The sequence below is a fragment of the Phaeodactylibacter sp. genome (assembly GCF_040219495.1).
Taxonomy (GTDB): Bacteria; Bacteroidota; Bacteroidia; order Chitinophagales; family Saprospiraceae; genus Phaeodactylibacter.
The window spans coordinates 50,002-68,509 of sequence record NZ_JAVJSK010000094.1; the positions used below are offsets into that span (position 1 = coordinate 50,002).

Annotated in this window: 14 protein-coding genes; 9 read left to right on the plus strand and 5 right to left on the minus strand. The window is 52.9% G+C overall.

The annotated features are described in order from the left end of the window. Nucleotides 1–28: 28 nt before the first annotated feature. The 6 genes from RIC19_RS14520 (at nt 29) to RIC19_RS14545 (ending at nt 5,909) form a co-directional block, all read left to right on the plus strand. Nucleotides 29–3,424 (plus strand): methylmalonyl-CoA mutase family protein, encoded by a 3,396-nt coding sequence (locus tag RIC19_RS14520; RefSeq protein WP_350179051.1) that lies wholly within the window; start codon nt 29–31, stop codon nt 3,422–3,424. A 115-nt stretch (nt 3,425–3,539) separates the two neighbouring features. After that, nucleotides 3,540–3,776 (plus strand): DUF8507 family protein, encoded by a 237-nt coding sequence (locus RIC19_RS14525; RefSeq protein WP_044218872.1) that lies wholly within the window; start codon nt 3,540–3,542, stop codon nt 3,774–3,776. Between the two features lie 6 nt (nt 3,777–3,782). Continuing rightward, a complete protein-coding gene (locus RIC19_RS14530) occupies nt 3,783–4,190 on the plus strand; it encodes a putative toxin-antitoxin system toxin component, PIN family (RefSeq protein ID WP_350179052.1) in 408 nt (135 codons plus the stop codon). Between the two features lie 172 nt (nt 4,191–4,362). After that, nucleotides 4,363–4,830: a YqhA family protein gene (locus RIC19_RS14535; RefSeq protein ID WP_350179053.1), complete on the plus strand. Its 468-nt coding sequence runs from the start codon at nt 4,363–4,365 to the stop codon at nt 4,828–4,830. Nucleotides 4,831–4,973: 143 nt separating this feature from the next. After that, nucleotides 4,974–5,318 (plus strand): DUF3024 domain-containing protein, encoded by a 345-nt coding sequence (locus RIC19_RS14540; protein ID WP_350179054.1) that lies wholly within the window; start codon nt 4,974–4,976, stop codon nt 5,316–5,318. Nucleotides 5,319–5,327: 9 nt separating this feature from the next. After that, nucleotides 5,328–5,909, plus strand: a complete 582-nt coding sequence (locus tag RIC19_RS14545) for a transposase (protein WP_350179055.1) — start codon at nt 5,328–5,330, stop codon at nt 5,907–5,909. Between the two features lie 123 nt (nt 5,910–6,032). Here the strand turns inward: RIC19_RS14545 and RIC19_RS14550 are convergent, their stop codons facing one another. The 5 genes from RIC19_RS14550 to RIC19_RS14570 form a co-directional block, all read right to left on the minus strand. After that, nucleotides 6,033–7,163: a site-2 protease family protein gene (locus tag RIC19_RS14550; RefSeq protein WP_350179056.1), complete on the minus strand. Its 1,131-nt coding sequence runs from the start codon at nt 7,161–7,163 to the stop codon at nt 6,033–6,035. Between the two features lie 133 nt (nt 7,164–7,296). Next, a complete protein-coding gene (locus tag RIC19_RS14555) occupies nt 7,297–8,487 on the minus strand; it encodes an acyl-CoA dehydrogenase (protein WP_350179057.1) in 1,191 nt (396 codons plus the stop codon). Between the two features lie 130 nt (nt 8,488–8,617). Next, nucleotides 8,618–9,553 carry a hypothetical protein gene (locus RIC19_RS14560; protein WP_350179058.1) on the minus strand — a complete coding sequence of 312 codons (936 nt, stop codon included), beginning with the start codon at nt 9,551–9,553 and terminating at the stop codon, nt 8,618–8,620. Between the two features lie 13 nt (nt 9,554–9,566). Continuing rightward, entirely contained in the window at nt 9,567–10,583 is a 1,017-nt protein-coding gene (locus RIC19_RS14565) for a hypothetical protein (RefSeq protein ID WP_350179059.1), read from the minus strand. Between the two features lie 12 nt (nt 10,584–10,595). Beyond that, nucleotides 10,596–12,998: a T9SS type B sorting domain-containing protein gene (locus RIC19_RS14570; protein WP_350179060.1), complete on the minus strand. Its 2,403-nt coding sequence runs from the start codon at nt 12,996–12,998 to the stop codon at nt 10,596–10,598. A 176-nt stretch (nt 12,999–13,174) separates the two neighbouring features. Here RIC19_RS14570 and kynU point away from each other — a divergent pair, with 176 nt between their 5' ends. The 3 genes from kynU to RIC19_RS14585 all read left to right on the plus strand — a co-directional run bounded on the left by kynU (nt 13,175) and on the right by RIC19_RS14585 (nt 17,733). Next, a complete protein-coding gene (gene kynU / locus RIC19_RS14575; protein ID WP_350179061.1) occupies nt 13,175–14,476 on the plus strand; it encodes a kynureninase in 1,302 nt (433 codons plus the stop codon). Nucleotides 14,477–14,616: 140 nt separating this feature from the next. Next, entirely contained in the window at nt 14,617–16,071 is a 1,455-nt protein-coding gene (locus RIC19_RS14580) for a DUF1800 domain-containing protein (RefSeq protein WP_350179062.1), read from the plus strand. A gap of 30 nt (nt 16,072–16,101) precedes the next feature. After that, a complete protein-coding gene (locus RIC19_RS14585; RefSeq protein ID WP_350179063.1) occupies nt 16,102–17,733 on the plus strand; it encodes a DUF1501 domain-containing protein in 1,632 nt (543 codons plus the stop codon). The last annotated feature ends 775 nt before the right edge of the window (nt 17,734–18,508 follow it).

The following is an 18,508-nucleotide window of genomic DNA, read 5'->3' on the forward strand; positions in this document are numbered from 1 at the left end:
GTGCCGCTTTTAACCAATAAAACCACGTATGCAAACCGTAGCGCCCTACCAACCACAACATAAAGTTCGGATCGTGACCGCCGCTTCTCTTTTTGACGGGCACGACGCCGCCATCAACATCATGCGCCGCATCATGCAGAGCTCAGGCGCTGAAATCATCCACCTCGGCCACAACCGCTCCGTACAGGAAATTGTCGATACCGCCATCATGGAAGATGCGCAGGGCATTGCCATTACCTCTTATCAGGGTGGGCATACGGAATTTTTTAAGTACATGCACGACCTGCTTAAGGAGCGGGGTGCGGGCCACATTAAACTCTTCGGAGGTGGGGGCGGTACCATTCTGCCGGAAGAAATTGAAGAGCTGCACGACTATGGTATCACCCGTATTTACTCCCCGGATGACGGGCGCGACATGGGCCTGCAGGGCATGATCAATGACGTATTGGAAAAGTGTGACTACCCCGTGGGCACCCACCTCAACGGTGAGCTGAAGCAATTCAAAGATAAAGACCCGCATGTACTCGCCCGCATGATCTCTGCAGCCGAAAACTTCCCGGAAGAGAACCGCAGCTGGCTCGAACAACTGCGCAAAGACATTGAGGGCAAAACCATTCCGGTGCTGGGCATTACCGGTACCGGCGGGGCGGGCAAATCGAGCCTGGTCGATGAGCTCGTGCGCCGCTTCCTGCTCGACTTCGAAGATAAAACCATCGCCATCATCTCCGTGGACCCCTCCAAGCGTAAAACCGGGGGCGCGCTGCTGGGCGACCGCATCCGGATGAACGCTGTTACAGGGACTATCGCCCGGAACCGCGTCTACATGCGCTCCCTCGCCACCCGGCAGTCCAATCTGGCGCTTTCTAAGCATGTACAGGATGCCATCGACATTCTCAAAGCCGCACAGTACGACCTTATCATCCTGGAGACCTCCGGGATCGGGCAGTCCGATACGGAAATCATCGACCACTCCGATATGTCGCTCTACGTCATGACACCGGAGTATGGGGCCGCCACTCAGCTGGAGAAGATCGACATGCTCGACTTTGCGGACGTAATCGCCATCAATAAATTCGACAAGCGGGGCGCACAGGATGCTCTCCGGGACGTGAAGAAGCAGTATCAGCGCAACAACATGCTCTTCGACAAATCGCTGGACGAGATGCCGGTCATTGGCACCATCGCTTCTCAGTTTAACGATCCGGGCATGAACAAGCTGTACCGCACGCTGATGGACGTGCTCGCCGAGCGCACCGGCGCTGGCCTGAAGTCCGACTTTATGGCCAGCGATGAGGTGAGCGAAAAGATATTCATCATTCCGCCCAAGCGGGTGCGCTACCTTTCGGAAATCTCCGACAGCAACCGCAACTACGATGCCTGGGTGGACCGGCAGGAACAGGTGGCACGTAAGCTCTTCGCCCTCAACGAATCCATCAAAGCGATTGAGGCGGAGGACAACCTGCCCAATAAAGCAGAAACCCTGGCGAGTCTGAAAAAAGCCTACGAGGAAGTGGAGCTGGGGCTCGATGGCTACTGCAAGCGTATCATTGAGACCTGGGAAGATAAAAAGGCACAGTACAAGGCCGATGAATTCGTCTATCAGGTGCGGGGCAGGGAAATCCGTGTGCCGACATTCACGACTTCTCTATCCCACTCCCGCATTCCCCGCGTAGTCCTGCCCCGCTTCAAGGACTGGGGTGAGATCCTGCGGTGGTCCTTACAGGAAAACGTGCCGGGAGAATTTCCCTACACCGCCGGCGTTTTCCCATTCAAGCGCAAAGGCGAAGACCCTACGCGCATGTTTGCCGGAGAAGGCGGTCCGGAGCGCACCAATAAGCGTTTCCACTACCTGTCCGAAGGCATGCCAGCCGCGCGCCTGTCCACCGCTTTTGACTCGGTGACGCTATACGGCGAAGACCCGGACTACCGGCCGGACATCTACGGTAAAATCGGCAACTCCGGCGTGAGTGTTTGCTCCCTCGATGATGCCAAGCGCCTCTACTCCGGCTTCGACCTGTGCGACCCCAAGACGTCCGTCTCCATGACGATCAATGGCCCGGCGGCAACCATCTGCGCCTTTTTCATGAATGCGGCTATCGATCAGCAGTGCGAGAAGTACATCCGCGAGCATGGGCTGGAAGACCAAGTCGAAGCCAAACTGAAGGAATTATACGATGACCACGGGCTGCCCCGTCCGCAGTACCGCGCCGATATCCCCAAAACCAATGATCAGCTCGGGTTGCTCCTGCTGGGCGTAACCGGTGATCAAATTCTGGAAGAAAGTGTGTACAATGAGCTTAAAGCCAAAGCCCTTTCCTCCGTGCGTGGCACCGTGCAGGCCGACATCCTCAAGGAAGATCAGGCACAGAATACTTGCATATTCTCTACCGAATTCAGCCTCAAGCTGATGGGCGATGTGCAGGAGCACTTCATCTGGAATAAGGTGCGCAACTTCTACTCCGTCTCCATCTCCGGCTATCATATTGCAGAAGCTGGTGCCAATCCTATTACGCAACTCGCCTTCACCCTGGCCAACGGCTTCACTTTCGTGGAATACTACCTGAGCCGGGGCATGGACATCAACGACTTTGCGCCCAACCTGTCCTTCTTCTTCTCCAACGGTGTAGACCCAGAGTATGCCGTGATCGGCCGGGTAGCCCGCCGTATTTGGGCGAAAGCCATGAAGCAAAAGTACAACGCCAATGAGCGCTCCCAAAAGCTGAAGTACCACATTCAGACCTCGGGCCGCTCCCTGCACGCACAAGAGATCAGCTTCAACGATATCCGTACCACCCTGCAGGCCCTTTACGCCATCTACGACAATTGCAACAGCCTGCACACCAATGCCTACGACGAGGCCATCACCACGCCAACGGAAGAAAGCGTGCGCCGCGCCGTGGCTATTCAGATGATCATCAACCACGAACTCGGTCTGTCTAAGAATGAGAACCCACTGCAAGGTGCCTTCATCATTGAAGAGCTGACCGAGTTGGTGGAAGAAGCCGTACTCCTGGAATTTGACCGCATTACTGAGCGCGGCGGCGTACTGGGCGCGATGGAAACGATGTATCAGCGCGGTAAGATTCAGGATGAGAGCCTCCACTACGAGATGCTCAAGCACACCGGCGAACTGCCTATCATTGGCGTGAATACCTTCCTGAATAAAGAAGGCTCGCCTACGGTGCGGCCCGGAGAGGTCATCCGCGCTACCAAAGAAGAAAAAGAAGGGCAAATCCAAGGCTTGCGAGAGCTCCACGAAGCGAATGCCAACCGCAGCGAACGCCACCTGAAGCACCTGCAACAGCTTGCGATCCAAAACGGCAACCTCTTTGATGCGCTGATGGAAGCCACCAAGTACTGCTCCCTGGGGCAGATTACGCATGCTTTGTATGAAGTCGGTGGACAGTACCGGCGGAATATGTAGAGAAAACGGAACCGCTTTTCAGGGTAAGCTGTTCCTATTTATAACCCTCCCGGTCAGGGCTCACATACTTTTGATCCGGAGTAGGTTTTAGTTAGGACTGCTAAAAAGAATTTTCATGGACTCTGCACAAAAACTCCCCCTAAACGACCAGCAACTTGAGATCCTCAGGTTGTTCTCACGTGAACTGGATGAAGAAGATCTGCGTGAGATTAAAAGGTTGATCGTAGAATACCTGGCTCAAAAAGTGTCCCACCTGGCCGATGAAGCCTGGGAAAAAAATAATTGGTCGGACGAAGACATGGACCGGCTGCTGGAAACGCATGAACGCACCCCCTATGACCCTGAAAATTAAGCTATTGTGAAAGTGGTGCTGGATACTAATGTGCTACTCGTTTCCATTTCTCCGAAATCCAGGTTTCGCCCAATTTTCGATGCCTTTATTACGGAGAGGTACAAACTTTGCGTCACGACAGATATTCTTGCAGAGTATGAAGAGGTCTTGTCCAGGCATATGGGCAATGAATTAACAGAGTACGCTTTGCAGCTTATAGAAAATGCTCCAAACGTTCTTTGGACTACCAAGTACTTCAAATGGCAGCTCGTCAAGTCAGATGCGGACGATAATAAATTTGTAGACTGCGCGATCGCGAGTAATGCTGACTTTATTGTAAGTAATGATAAACACTTTAATGTACTACACGATCTATCTTTTCCCAAGGTCAATGTCCAAAAAGCAGCGGCATTTCTTAAATTGATGCAAGAGTAAGTAGATATTGTTGGTAATTGCACCCTATTATCTTTTTATCTTTATGCCCTTCAATTTATTGGGTCAATAAAGTACAGTTTTCTATTTACAAGTCTGTACAGGTAGACTGCTTACCCACCGCCCCCGACTTAGAAGCATAGTAACCAACTGTCAACTATATATAAAAACAACTATGGGCAATCGGTTTCTCATTTACTGCATAAAAGGACTGGCAGCAATTGGGCTGCTGGGCATCTTTGCCTTATCCGTTGCGGTAATGCTGTACGGTATGGTAGAGACGGTACACGCGGCAGGTGGTATCCTGCAGAATCAGCACTCCGAAAAAGACATCATCGTAATTGTGGTGGGCATCGTTGATTTTTTTCTGCTCGGCATCACCGCCCTGCTTGTAGCGGTAGGCTTGTACGAGCTCTTCTTTCAACCGATCGCCGGCCTGCCCGACTGGATCAACATCAAAAACATGGATCAGCTCAAGGTCATGCTCATTACGGTGGCGATTTTAGTCATGAGTATTTCCTTTATGGGTAAAGTCGTCACCTGGAATGGGGAGGACGATATTATGGGCTATGGCATTGCTTTGGGGCTGGTGATCATTGGGCTGAGCTACTTCCTGAGCATCAAGCAGAAGAAAGAAAGTTAGCACTTGTGCAAAAGCGCCTGAAGGCTCTGTCTGGCTGGTGCAAATGGCACAAGTTCAATAGCTGACTACTTTGCCCTGTACTGATGAGAGGGGGTTGTGAAGAGGATGGTTTCTGATAAGCCGTCAATGATTAATGATTTGTTATGAAAGGAAAGGAGATAGATCTTAATGATAGGATACTAAAGGTATTCATAGAGCAGATTCGCCCAAAAGATATAGAAGTTCGAAAGCAATTGGATATGGGCTTTTCTTGGGACGGTAGTGTTGTTTTAATCTATGAAATTCGTCCGCAATGGAACAAACCCGAGAATATACTGCATCACGAATTTGCCAAAATACGATATTACAAATCACGTGGCGAATGGAACTTGTATTGGATACGTGCCAGCAGAAAATGGGAGGCATACGAACCTTATCCCGTTGCTACACATTTGGAGGAATTATTGGAAGTGATTGAAGAGGATAAGCACCATTGTTTTTTTGGATAACCCAGATGAATGAATAGATACAATCCACATATTCACCACCGCAGGTCTATCCGATTAAAAGGATACGATTATTCGCAGGCAGGATTGTATTTTGTTACGATTTGTTGTCAGGATAGAATTTGCCGATTTGGACATATTAAAAATAGCCAAATGGTTTTGAATGAATATGGCCGAATTGCCTATAATGAATGGGTGCAATTATCGGAACGGTTTCCAAATTTAGAATTGGATGTTTTTCAAATAATGCCCAACCATATGCACGGTATCATCGCATTGGGTGTAGGGGCAACCCTTGCGGTTGCCCAAAATGATGCGGTTGCCCAAAATGAAATGATTGTTGGCAATGATATTAGGGCAGGGGTAAGCCCTGCCCCTACGAAAACGGTTGGCGACATTGTTGGGGCATATAAATCATTGGTGGCGAATGGTTGTTTGAAAATTTACAAAATCAAAAATAAAACAATGGGTAAATTATGGCAACGAAATTATCACGACCACATCATCAGAACCAAAAAATCGTATCAACGCATTTCGGAATACATCATCAATAATCCTGAAAATTGGACGGATGATAAATTTCATACCATATGAACAGCGAAATCCTCATCTACCAGAACCAAGACGGCAACATTAAGATAGATGTACGCCTTCAGGAAGCACCCGAAAAAGTAAAATTCACAGAAGCGAAGTTAGCGAAGTACGAGGTTAACTACCCTACCGCTTCACCTTCAACAACCCCGACAGCCCATTCTCATCCACCACACCTACCAGCTTGCCCTGATGGAAGACCGGGAGGATACCACGGCCTTTCCAGTACACCTTGCCGTAAGCTTCATCCAGCGGGTCGGTGGGAAGGAGGGCATCGGGGAAAGGGCGGATGACGCTGCTGAGGGGGATCGAGGAAGGATCGAGTTTCTTGTCTTTGGCCAGCTTCACCAGTTTGCGCTCGCCTAGCGTACCGGTCAGGTTGTGCCACTCGTCAAACACCAGGAAGTGGCGCTCGGTGCCATGCTGCATCTGATCAAAAGCAGCAGATAGCGGCTGATCGGTGTACAACGGAGTGTACTGCGGACGCATAATGTCGGCTACAGCGTGCTTGCTGAGAATGCCATCGAAGCGCACCATTTTATACTCATTGGCCGCCATCACAAATACGAAAACGCCGATCACCGCTGTGATAATACTGAACTGCCATACCCCAAAAGCCACCAGGCCAACAGCCAGAAACTGCCCCACGTAAGTGGCGATCCGCGTAGCCTTCAGCCGGCCAAGCCGGATCGACAACAGTGCGCGCAGCACCCGCCCCCCGTCCATCGGGAAAGCCGGTACCATATTGAAAACCGCCAGAATACCATTCAGGAAAATGAGCCCGAACAGGAAGTAATCCCAACCCGACAACCCCACAGAAAAGATATTTGAATTGGGGTAGACCAGGCTCATGAAGAAGTTGTAGAACTTCGTGCGGCTCTGGTCAGAGGCCAGCAGAGGCTGAGCGGAGAGGACTATACCAATGACCACATTGACCATGGGCCCGGCCACAGCGACCATAAATTCATGCACCGGATCCTCGGGGAGGCGGTCCAGGCGGGCCACCCCTCCAATGGGCGACAAAATGATATCGCGGGTATCCACCCCGTAGCGGCGGGCGGTGAGAGCATGCCCAAACTCGTGCAGTACCACGCAGCCAAAGATGGCCAGCACAAACCCCGTCATCCATGCCATCGTCTCCCAGTCCCAGGCTTCTCCCAGCCCCTTGGCCAACACCCACACAAAGATGAGCAGGAAGGTCCAGTGGACTTGTACCGGTATACCGAAGAACTTTGCAATCTGAACAACGCCTTTCATGAGTGAGGTTAGGTAAAGAAATATACTCCCTTGACAAACGTAAAAACCGGAGGCTTAGTTTTTAAAAAACAGAAAGCACCTCCCCGATACTGAGAAGATGCTTTCCTATACTTTTTTGGCGGGCAGCCGCTGCTTATGCGCCCTGTTCCTGCATACTGCCCCGGAAAATAGGCAGATACAACTGCCCTTTCAGGATATTGCGGGAAATCACCACACGCTGTATCTCAGAAGTGCCTTCGTAAATCTGTGTAATCTTCGCATCGCGCATCAGGCGCTCTACGTGGTATTCTTTCACGAAGCCATAGCCACCGTGGACCTGCACGGCCTCAACTGTATGCCGCATAGCCACCTCCGAAGCGTACATTTTCGCCATCGAGCTCGCCATATCGTAGTCCATATGATTGTCCTTGAGCCAGGCCGACCGGTAAACCATAAGTTTGGCTGCTTCAATTTCCGTAGCCATATCCGCCAGCTTGAAAGCAATTGCCTGATGCTTGCTGATGGCTTTGCCGAATGCTTCGCGCTCCCTGGAGTAGTTGAGCGCCAGCTCATAGGCACCACCGGCAATGCCCAGTGCCTGAGCAGCAATACCGATACGCCCACCCGACAAGGTCTTCATCGCAAACTTGAAGCCGAAGCCGTCCTCGCCAATGCGGTTTTCCTTAGGCACCTTCACATCCGTATACATGATGGTGTGGGTGTCAGAAGAGCGGATGCCCAGCTTGTCCTCTTTCGCACCAATCGCTACCCCTTCAGAGTCAGCCTCCACAATCAGGCAATTGATACCGCGGTGCCCTTTTTCGGGGTCCGTTTGCGCCATTACGAGGTGTACGCTGGAAGTGCCGCCGTTCGTAATCCAGTTTTTGGTCCCATTGAGGATATAATGATCGCCCATATCTACAGCCGTGGTACGCTGCATCGTGGCATCGCTACCAGCCTCCGGTTCGGAAAGGCAGAACGCGCCAATCCACTCTCCGGTCGCCAGTTTGGGCAGGTACTTGGCTTTTTGAGCTTCTGATCCGTAGGTTTCAATACCCCAGCAGACCAGAGAGTTGTTTACGGACATAATCACAGAGCAGGAGTTATCCACTTTGGAAATCTCCTCCATCGCCAGTACATAGGACATCGTGTCCATACCGCCGCCGCCGTATTCCGGCGAGACCATCATACCCAGGAAACCCAGCTCGCCCATTTTACGGATTTGCTCGGTCGGGTATTCCTGCTTGGAGTCGCGCTCAATAACGCCCGGCTTGAGTTCTTTTTGGGCAAATTCCCGTGCAGCTTCCTGTACGGCCAGTTGCTCTTCGGTGAGTTCAAAAAACATATGCTATTGGTTTATTCAGTTAAGGGCTGTAAGCCTGCTCAAAATATTAGAAAATAAATAATTTGTATGTAGCGAAAATACGCTAATTCTATCACAAAATAAAATTTTGAAGGCTTGCCTTTGTAGTGGTTTAGTAAAAACTGCCGCTAGTGCGCCGCCCTTCACCACCAATGGCAAATTCTATCCCCATTTGTACCGCTGCATGATGCTGACTGCGACGGTTGACCTCCCCATCTCTGCCCTGACTCACGTCCATCAGGTCATAAAAAAACTGGCTGTGGGCAAAGATACGCCCGTGAGAAAACAACTTCCTCGATAACCGAATGCCGGCAATAGGGCCGATGTGGAAAGCCCGCCCGCCAACGTCTTCCGGCAGGAGCACCTTGCTGTCGTCTGCCAGGTTCTGCAAAGCCACCAACTGGGTAGCTGTGAATTCATTCTCCAAAGCAATACGCTCTATTTCCTGATTGAGGAACTGAAAAAAGCCGGCTTCGCTTTCCGACCGCTCAAAGCTCCAGTCAAAGCCGGTGCGCAAGCCGAGGAACACCTCGTAATCAAAGGGGCGGTCGAGACTGCCGCCTCCTGCTCCGTAGCGGGTCTTGAGAAAGCTGTACCGGTAGTCGAGATGGAGGTTCATGCCTTGCCCCCCTTCCCTAAAGTAGCCCGGGCTTACGCCAAGCTCAATAGACTGTGGCTGCAACTGCAAATCAGAAGATTCTCCAAAGCTGTAGCGCAAAAAGAAAGTCGCCACCGTTTTGTTGTAGCCATTGCGCCCAAATTCCTCTCCCATCTCCAGCTCGCTCATCGGCTCGGCTGCGCCCTGCAGCAAAGCCTCCAGAGAAGCGCCCAGCTTCACAAGGTTCCACATGGCCTGAAAGTGGGGATTGGCGGACAAAGGTGCCCGGTCGTCGAGTGCAAATACGGCGTTCATCTTGACGCCGAAATCCAGTTGTGCATCATCCAGTACCAGCAGGTAGCGGGTGCTTTGCTCACCTACACGGCCCTGTGCCCATGCAGCCACCCCGCCGAGTATGATGAAGATCAGTAGTAGTATTTTTTTTCTCATAGTCATTTAAGGTTTATTTCCGCCGCCGGGCAGATTGTTGTGCGTTATTTTTCTTCCAGCCAAACCCGGTGCGCCAGCGTACACCCAGGTGGGCATACGTGAGCAGCATAGGATCCGTACCATTGACCACCGTATGCCGGCTGCGGGCTACTTCCAACCCGCCGATCACCGAAAAGCCACCACCAAAATTGATGGGTACAGTGGCTCGTGCAAACCAGCCCAGGGAGGGGATGGTGCGCGGGTCACGGAATTTTCCAAAAACAATATTTTGCAAAGCCACCGCTACCTGATCGGTAATATCCTCCACCGGTGCCAACAAGCCGCCTTCCATCAGGCTGTCCAGCTTCTCACTGATAAAAAGGATATTGCCGAGGTCTACCATTGGCGAAGGGTCGGCACTCAGGCGCAGCCCACCGGTCAATTCGGCATCAATCGAGATTTGATTATTGCGACCAAAGGCGACCAAAGGCTTGTCGCCCAGGAATAGCTTCTTGAAGTGGACATAAACCTCGGCATCGTAGCGGTTTTCAAAGAAAGGCTGTGGCCGCCCTGCATCTGCCAGCGCCATTTGGGCAAGATGCCCGGCTAATGCTTCGGCATCCCCTCGCAGGGACAGTCGCACCGATTCAATCTGATTGCTCAGTTTTTTACTTTCCGCCCGGTCGATATAGCGAGGGTCAGAGACCGATACACTGCCGCCAATAAATTTATAACGGACAAAAAATCGGGCCATGCGTACGTTGCGCCGTTGCTGCCGCTGTAGTTCCTGCTCAATCTCGATCCGTAATCCGGGAAAAAGGTTTTTCAGCCAGCGGGGCGCATTGAGGTCGAAAAACGCAAAGGCGCTGTCTACTTCGGTATCAGCGATTTCCAATTCGGAAAACCCTACGATTTCTGAGAGTTCCCCACTAAAGCTTGCGTTGGAAATGCCGGTTGTCGTCTCCATTCCAAATTCAAAAGCCTGAGCAGACAACCAGAGTGGGAAGACCAAAAAGCCAAAACCACAGAACAAGCGTATTTTTTTGATCATAGGGTCATGAATTTATCGGATAAGGTGAACTTCGCCCTTGACGATGCGCCGAAAGCCGTTGGGGTAGCGTACAATACCGTAGTAAGCATAAGTGCCGGCGTTCATGGGCTCGTCCAGCCGGTTGCCGTCCCAGCCATAGCTTTGGTTATTGAGGGGCACTTCTTCTTCTTCAAAAAGCAAACCACCCCAGCGGTCGTACACCTGAAAGCGCTCCACGATTTCACCCGAGCCACCGTCGCTGTACAAAATAAGCCGGTCGTTGATGCCATCGCCATTGGGTGAGAATGCGGTTGGTCCGTAGACATCCCCAAGCACTACCGTGAGCGGCAGAGCAGCTGATGCCAGGCAGCCGCGGCCATCTTCCACTATCACCCGGATATCCAAATTTCGTGTGGCAATGAAATCAGTAGTGGGCTGGCCGGTATCAATTTCGTCGGGCACCCATTGCAGGCGCTGCACATCGCCGATGGTATTGGCGGTCAGGGAAATGGGCGTTGTCGGTCGCACTTCAATCGGTTCGTAGTCCAGGCTGACGCCCAAAGTATCGGGCCGGGTAATGGTTACGGGGAATTCCTGTACACAGTCAAACAGGTCACGGATGACCAGCAGGTAGTCTCCGTAACTCAGGTCTTTGAAGCGTTGGGAAAGGGTGTAATTCTCGCCTCCGTCAATGGAGAAAATAGCCTGCCGCTCAGTGCTGTGCAATTCGATTTCCACCTCGCCCAGCTCCCCGGGGCAGACGGGCTGTTCGATGAAAAGCTGCACTTCCGGGCCATCGGGCTCGGGGATGTCCACCTGCCAGTCCAGTGCACAGCCCAGGGAATCGGTTACGGTAACGGCGTAGATGCCCCCAGTCGCCGTTGCCAGCTCATTGCCACTTCCACCGGGCCATTCAAAACTCAGCTCCGGTGGGTAAAAGTAGGCAAAGGCCGTATCGCAGGTCTCTTCGATGATCAGCTCTGGCTCCGGCAGGGGATTGGCGGTAACAAAAAGCGGCACTGTGATACTGCACCCATTCAGGTCCGTTGCCGTGAGGCTGTACTCCCCGATATCCGTCACTTCAAAATCCGTCACGAAAGAAAAAGGTATGGGCACCTGATAAGGGTTGACCCACTGCAGGCTCTGGAACAGGGTGTCATTTTGCGTAAGCAGGAAGACGGTGTCGCCCAGGCAGGCAGCAGAAGCACTCAACTCGGGTGTGGGCGGCAGCAAGACCTCAAGTGACATAGTATCCAGGTCTTCGCAGCCATCCTCGTTGAAGGCGTGAAGAATATACGCTCCATCATTCTCAGGGTTCAAAGCCGGCGTTTGGTAAACCGAGTCCGTGGTAGACATGCCATTCGGCAACGTCCAGAAATGCCCCTGCCCGCCGCTGCCCGATAAGGAAAAGGTGGTGCCGTTGCAAAGGCTTTGGTCGGGGCCGGCGTCTGCAAATTCGGGGTCAACCACCAGAAAGGAGTCTCGGACCGTACAGCAATCATCCACCGCTGTGAAGTAGTACCAGCCCTGATTGCCTTCGAAGGGATGGTTGGTGATGAGCCCGTTGCCCACCACATTACCGGCAGCATCTGTCCATTCCATCGTCGCATTATCTGCAAAGCAGCCTGCCGGCACACCGGCAAAGAAGTAGATGGCATTGGCATTACAATCGGGTATGCCCACGGGGTTGAAGCTGCAATCGCTCACCGGCTCCGGGCAGTGGATGTAGGTGGAAAATTCGGTAGAGGCATTATTAGGATCGCTGTACACGCTGTACTGTACCTGCAGCCCGATAGCGCAAAAAGGCGCTGTCCCGCTAATCCGGCCCACGCCACTCAGGGTCTGTAAGTTGCCAGGCAAGGCAAAAGCCGGTTGGTCCAGTGCCTGCAGCCACATGTCCATGGTATTGACATCAGCGACTTCTGAAACGATAAGGCTATCATTGTCGATCAGAGCGAAGCCGTTAAGGCAGCCCACGCAGTTGCCAAAAGCGAGGGTGCCCAGTGATTTGAGGGAACTATCCGGCATGATCGCCTGCACCTCCACCCGGTCTACCTGCTGCCCGCCGAAGGCATTCACATCCACGATGTAAGCTTGCTGCTGCTGTGTTTCGGTGAAGTAGGTGGTAAAGAGCAAGGTATCCCGGTTTTGGGCAGTGGCGCCATTATTGCCATCCTGCGGGTCAACGAATGGCTGTCCGCAATCACCAAGCATAATGGGTTGTGCCAACAAAAAAGCAGGGCCACAGAGTAGCAGCGCTACAGCGCAATAGCATTTCAACAGGTAGAAGTCGTAGTCCTTCATCAATTTAACCTTCTGGCATCGTTCCGTCCAATGGCAGGTTGCCCATACATTTGGATTAGGCCGTCTGTTTAGAATCAGGGTATTCCCGATGCGCAGCTTCGAGCGCGGCGCGGGCGCGGGTGTGGAGATCATGACGCTGGCCCGATGTTTACCGAACCGAATGGTAAAGGTATTACTTTTCCATTAGATATCAAGAGAAACGGATGCTACTTTTTTGATAAAGAGCGCTGGATACATTAAAGTTGTTGTTAGTTTGTTCTACTGTACGGCTGCATTCCAGGCAATGCTTATCTTTGCATAAAAACCACATGCCCGAAGCCACCACCCTTGCCTACGCGCGGGAAATGGACGCCCAGGACCCCCTACGCCATTTCCGCGACCGTTTTTTCATTCCGCAGCACAACGGACAAGACTGCATTTATCTGTGCGGTAATTCACTTGGGCTGCAGCCCAAATCAGCCGAAGCTGCACTTAAGCACGAACTCGACCACTGGAAAGCCCATGGTGTGGAGGGGCACTTTCGGGGCGAATTGCCCTGGATGGATTACCACAAGTTTCTGACGGAGCAAAGCGCGCATGTGGTAGGTGCCATGCCGGAAGAGGTCGTGGTGATGAATACCCTGACTACCAACCTGCACCTTATGATGGTGAGCTTTTACCGGCCAGAATCTGATCGCTTCAAAATCATTATGGAGGCCGGGGCTTTCCCCTCTGATCAGTACGCGGTGGAAAGCCAGGTGAAATGGCACGGCTTCAGCCCTGCGGAAGCCATTGTGGAAGTACAGCCACGCTCCGGGGAAGACACCCTGCGCACCGAAGATATTATCGCCACAATTGAGGAACATGGAGCACAAACCGCGCTGGTCCTCTTTGGTGGCGTCAATTACTTCACCGGGCAGCTCTTTGATATGCAAGCTATTACCGAAGCGGCGCACAGGGCGGGAGCTTATGCCGGTTTCGATCTCGCGCATGCTGCGGGCAACGCCCACCTGAAACTCCATGACTGGGGCGCTGACTTCGCGGTATGGTGCAGTTACAAATACCTGAATTCCGGCCCCGGTGGACCAAGCGGTGCCTTCGTGCACGAGCGCCACGGCAACAACCCCGACCTGCCCCGCTTTGCCGGCTGGTGGGGCCACGATGAGAACGAGCGGTTTCTGATGCGCAAAGGTTTTCATCCCATGCCGGGCGCAGCGGGCTGGCAGCTGAGCAATGCACAGATTTTCAGTTTTGCCGTGCACAAGGCCAGCCTGGATATTTTCTACGAAGCGACCATACCTGCCTTACGGCAAAAGAGCGAACAGCTTACCGGTTATCTGGAGAAGCGCCTGCGTGCCCTGCCGGGCGCGGCGGAACGCTTCCGCATCATCACACCGGCCAACCCGGCAGCCCGTGGCTGTCAGCTATCGGTCTATACGGAGCAAGGCGGCAAAAAGCTGTTCGATTTTCTATCGGCCCAAGGAGTGGTCTGCGATTGGCGGGAGGATAACCTTAGCGGGAAGCAACTGCCACCGGGAGAGGCTGGCGTTATCCGCATCGCCCCTACACCTCTTTACAACTCTTTTGAGGACGTGCACCATTTTGTAGCCCTGCTGGAAGAAGAGACCTAAAGAAAATTTGGTCCGTTTTTAAACCTGGCCCACTTTTATACGTCCAAGGAGCGTTTACAAGGCAGTGAAAGGAGGATATTGCTGTAAGATTCCCCCTTTCGCACCCGTCTTTTATACAAACCTGAAAACCCTTGTCCGCTATGATGATAACCGAGAACTGTGCAACCGGTACCCTGGTGCCCTATGTACCAAGTGCAGATAAGCCCTGGAATAAAGCCCGGGTACAGCACCTCTTCCGGCGAATGGGCCATGGCATTGCACCCGAAGATATTGAGGGAGCGCTGCAGCAAGACCCTGAGACGCTGATCGACAATCTGATCGATGAAGCCCTCAACCTCCCCCTTCCCGATGAACCCGAATGGGCCAACTGGTCTACCGCTGATTACGATGACTTTAACACCCAGCGCTTTGAGCAGGTCATCGGCTGGCTGACCGAGTGGCTCAACGGTATGCTGCAGTTTGGTTTTCGCGAAAAGCTGGCGCTGTTTTGGCACAACCACTTTGTGACAAGCTTCAACAGCTATCAGTGCCCTTCTTACATGTACCAATATACTACCCTGCTGCGGCAGCATGCCCTGGGCAACTTCAAGGACTTTACGGTGGAAATGGGCAAAACGCCTGCGATGCTCCTCTACCTCAACGGCGTGCAGAACACCCGTTTTGAGTCTAATGAAAACTATGCACGGGAGCTGTTCGAGCTCTTTACCCTGGGGCTGGACAATGGATATACCCAAGACGATATTGCCGAAGCTTCCCGCGCACTCACCGGCTGGAACGGGCTGAATGGCCCACCCTATTGTACACCGATCAACTTTGTGCCTTTCTTCTTTGACAACACCGATAAAACAGTCTTCGGGCAGACGGGCAACTGGGGTTATGACGAGCTTCACGACATCCTGTTTGAGCAACGCCCTGATGAAATCGCCCAGCACATTTGCACCAAAATCTACCGCACCTTTGTGCACCCTGAAGTGGACGAGGGTATAGTGGCAGGGCTGGCGCAGACCTTCAAAGACCATAACTTTGAGCTTGCCCCGGTTTTCCGGCAACTATTCAAAAGCGAACATTTCTTTGACGAGTACGTGATCGGCACGATTATCAAAAGCCCGGTGGAGCTCTTTCTCAATATCATCAGGGAAAGCCGGGTGCCCATTGATGGTGAAGTACTGCAGATCATAGGCTATCTCGCCAATGACCTGGGGCAGCAAATCCTCTCTCCGGTGGATGTAAAAGGCTGGCCGGGCAACCGCGACTGGATCGACACCAATACCATGACCGAACGGTGGCTGTCTCTGGACTTTATCGTCGGGCGGTACTACTTTGACTACAAGCCGGAGCTGGTGCAGCTGGCTAAGGATTTAAGCGGCAATTCCATTGACCCGTATGAGGTCACAGCCTCCATCATTGATCATTTCATCAGTGGCGGGCTGAGCAATCCGGAAGCTTACGACCGGGCCACTACGGTTTTCAAGTGGGAAGTCCCGCAGAACTACTTTGATGCCGGCGAGTGGAACCTGGACTGGGATACCGCCGATGAGCAGATTGCCATTTTGCTGCGGCACCTTTTCCGTTTGCCAGAATTCCAACTCGCTTAATCCATTCCGAACCACCAAAATAACACCACCATGTGTGACCACCATAAAACGACAGACAAGGGCCGCCACGGCAGTGCCCTCGAACACGGCGAAGCCCACGAGCGCGATCACCGGGCATGGAGCCGCCGTACCTTCCTGCGTAACCTGGGCATTTTCAGCGGCGGGGCAATGATGCTCAGCCAAACGCCCGTTACGGCACTTGCAAACTACCCCCTGGCATGGGGCCTGACCAACTCTACCGGTGACCGTATCCTGGTCCTCATCCGCTTCAAGGGGGGCAATGATGGCCTGAATACCATCATCCCGCTTTTCGACTACGGCACCTATCAGATGGCCCGGCCGAATATCCATATCCCTCAAGCAGAGCTGACTACCCTGGACCCTGACTTCGGCATGCCCAACTTCATGAGCGACCTGCAGCCGATGTGGCAGGACGGGCAGATGAAGGTGGTAAACAGCGTAGGCTACCCCGGGCAGAACCTTTCCCATTTCCGTTCAACCGATATCTGGACCACGGCCAGCGATAGCGATGTAGTGGACACAAGCGGATGGCTGGGGCGTTTTCTGGAAGGACAGTATCCCGATTTTGTCACCAATCCACCGGACATCCCCCCTGCGGTACAAATAGGCGGCAGTGGCACCTTCCTCTTTGACAATACCGATGGTAATAATATGAGCGTACAGGTGGAAGACCCCGACACGCTCCTCGAAATTGCTCAGGATGGAGAACTCTACGACCCGGTCAATGTACCGGAGTGCTACTTTGGGGAGCAGATCAGCTACCTGCGCACCGTAGCCAATAACACCTTCCGCTACGCCGAGATCATCTCCGAAACCTATAACAGCTCCACCAATGACGTAGACTACGAAGGGCAGCTCGGCAATCAGCTGGCACTAGTGGCCCGGCTTATCAAGGGCGGTCTGGGCACCAAGCTCTACATGGTTACCCTCGATGGCTTCGACACCCACGCCAATCAGCCCAACCAACACGCCAACCTGCTCAACAACCTGGCCAATAGCGTGAAGTCCTTCTACGATGACCTGGCTACCGCTGATCGTGCTAAGGATGTACTTGCCATGACTTTTTCTGAGTTTGGCCGCCGCATTGAGCAAAATGCCTCCAATGGAACCGACCACGGTGCGGCAGCGCCTCTGCTGCTCTTTGGCCCCGGCCTAAACGGCAATGGCTTCCTCGGTGACCACCCCGATATGCAGGATGTGGACAACGCCGGCAACCTGAAGTATGGCACCGATTTCCGGCAGATCTATGCTTCTGTCCTGGAAAACTGGCTGTGCGTAGACCCCGGCATCGTTGATCAGGTAATGGGCGGGTACTTTGACCGTTTGCCCGGCCTTGGACTTACCTGTTCACCAGTACCGGTCTTTGAAGCCCCCGTTTACCAACTCAGGCACTGGGCTTCCTACGATGGGCGAAGCCAGGTAGGCATCCACTACGTTTTACCGAAAGGCGCCAATGTGACTGTACATATTTTCAATATGCTGGGACAGCCGGTGACGACCCTTTTCCGGGGCTATCTGTCTAAGGGGCAGCATCAGCATACGTTCCAGAGTGCTGGGGCGAAGATTGCGGCAGGCTACTACGTGTACAGTATTGAGGTGCAGGGGCAGGCGTATAGCCGGAAGATTGTGATGACTCAGTAGTTGGCTAAGGGCGTGGATTTCCGGGAGGATTTTCACGCAAAGGTCGCGAAGAGGGTTCACGCGAAGATCGTGGAGGTAGATTGAGCGCACAGATTAGACTGATTACGCAGATTTGCACGGATTGCGAGCGGGGGCATAAGAGCGAGGCATGTCTGTATAGCGGCATTGGTTTGCAAAGATCAGTGGCATCAGTCAGATCAGCGGCATCAGTGTACTATTGTCCTGTGTGGCGTGAAGGAACACTGATTGGACTGATTACGCGGGTTTGCACGGATTGCGAGCGGGGGCATAATAGCGGGGCATAAGAGCAGGTGCATGCATGACGGGCACCGGGTTGCAAGATCAGTAGCATCAGTCAGATCAGCGGCATCAGTGTACTATTGTCGTTGTGGCGTGAGGGAACACTGATTGGACGGATTGCGCGGATTTGCACGGATTGCGAGCGGGAACATAAGAGCAGGGCATGTCTGTGTGGCGGTATTGGATTGCAAAGATCAGTGGCATCAGTGTACTATTGTCGTGTGTGGCGTGAGGGAACACGGATTGGACGGATTACGCGGATTTTCACGGATTTTCACGGATTGCGAGCGGGGGCATAAGAGCGGAGCAGGCTTCTACCGCGGCACTAGGTTGCAAGATCAGTGGCATCAGTCAGATCAGCGGCATCAGTGTACTATTGTCGTGTGTGGCGTGAGGGAACACGGATTGGACTGATTACGCAGATTTGCACGGATTGCGAGCGGGGGCATAAGAGCGGGGGCATGTCTGTATGGCG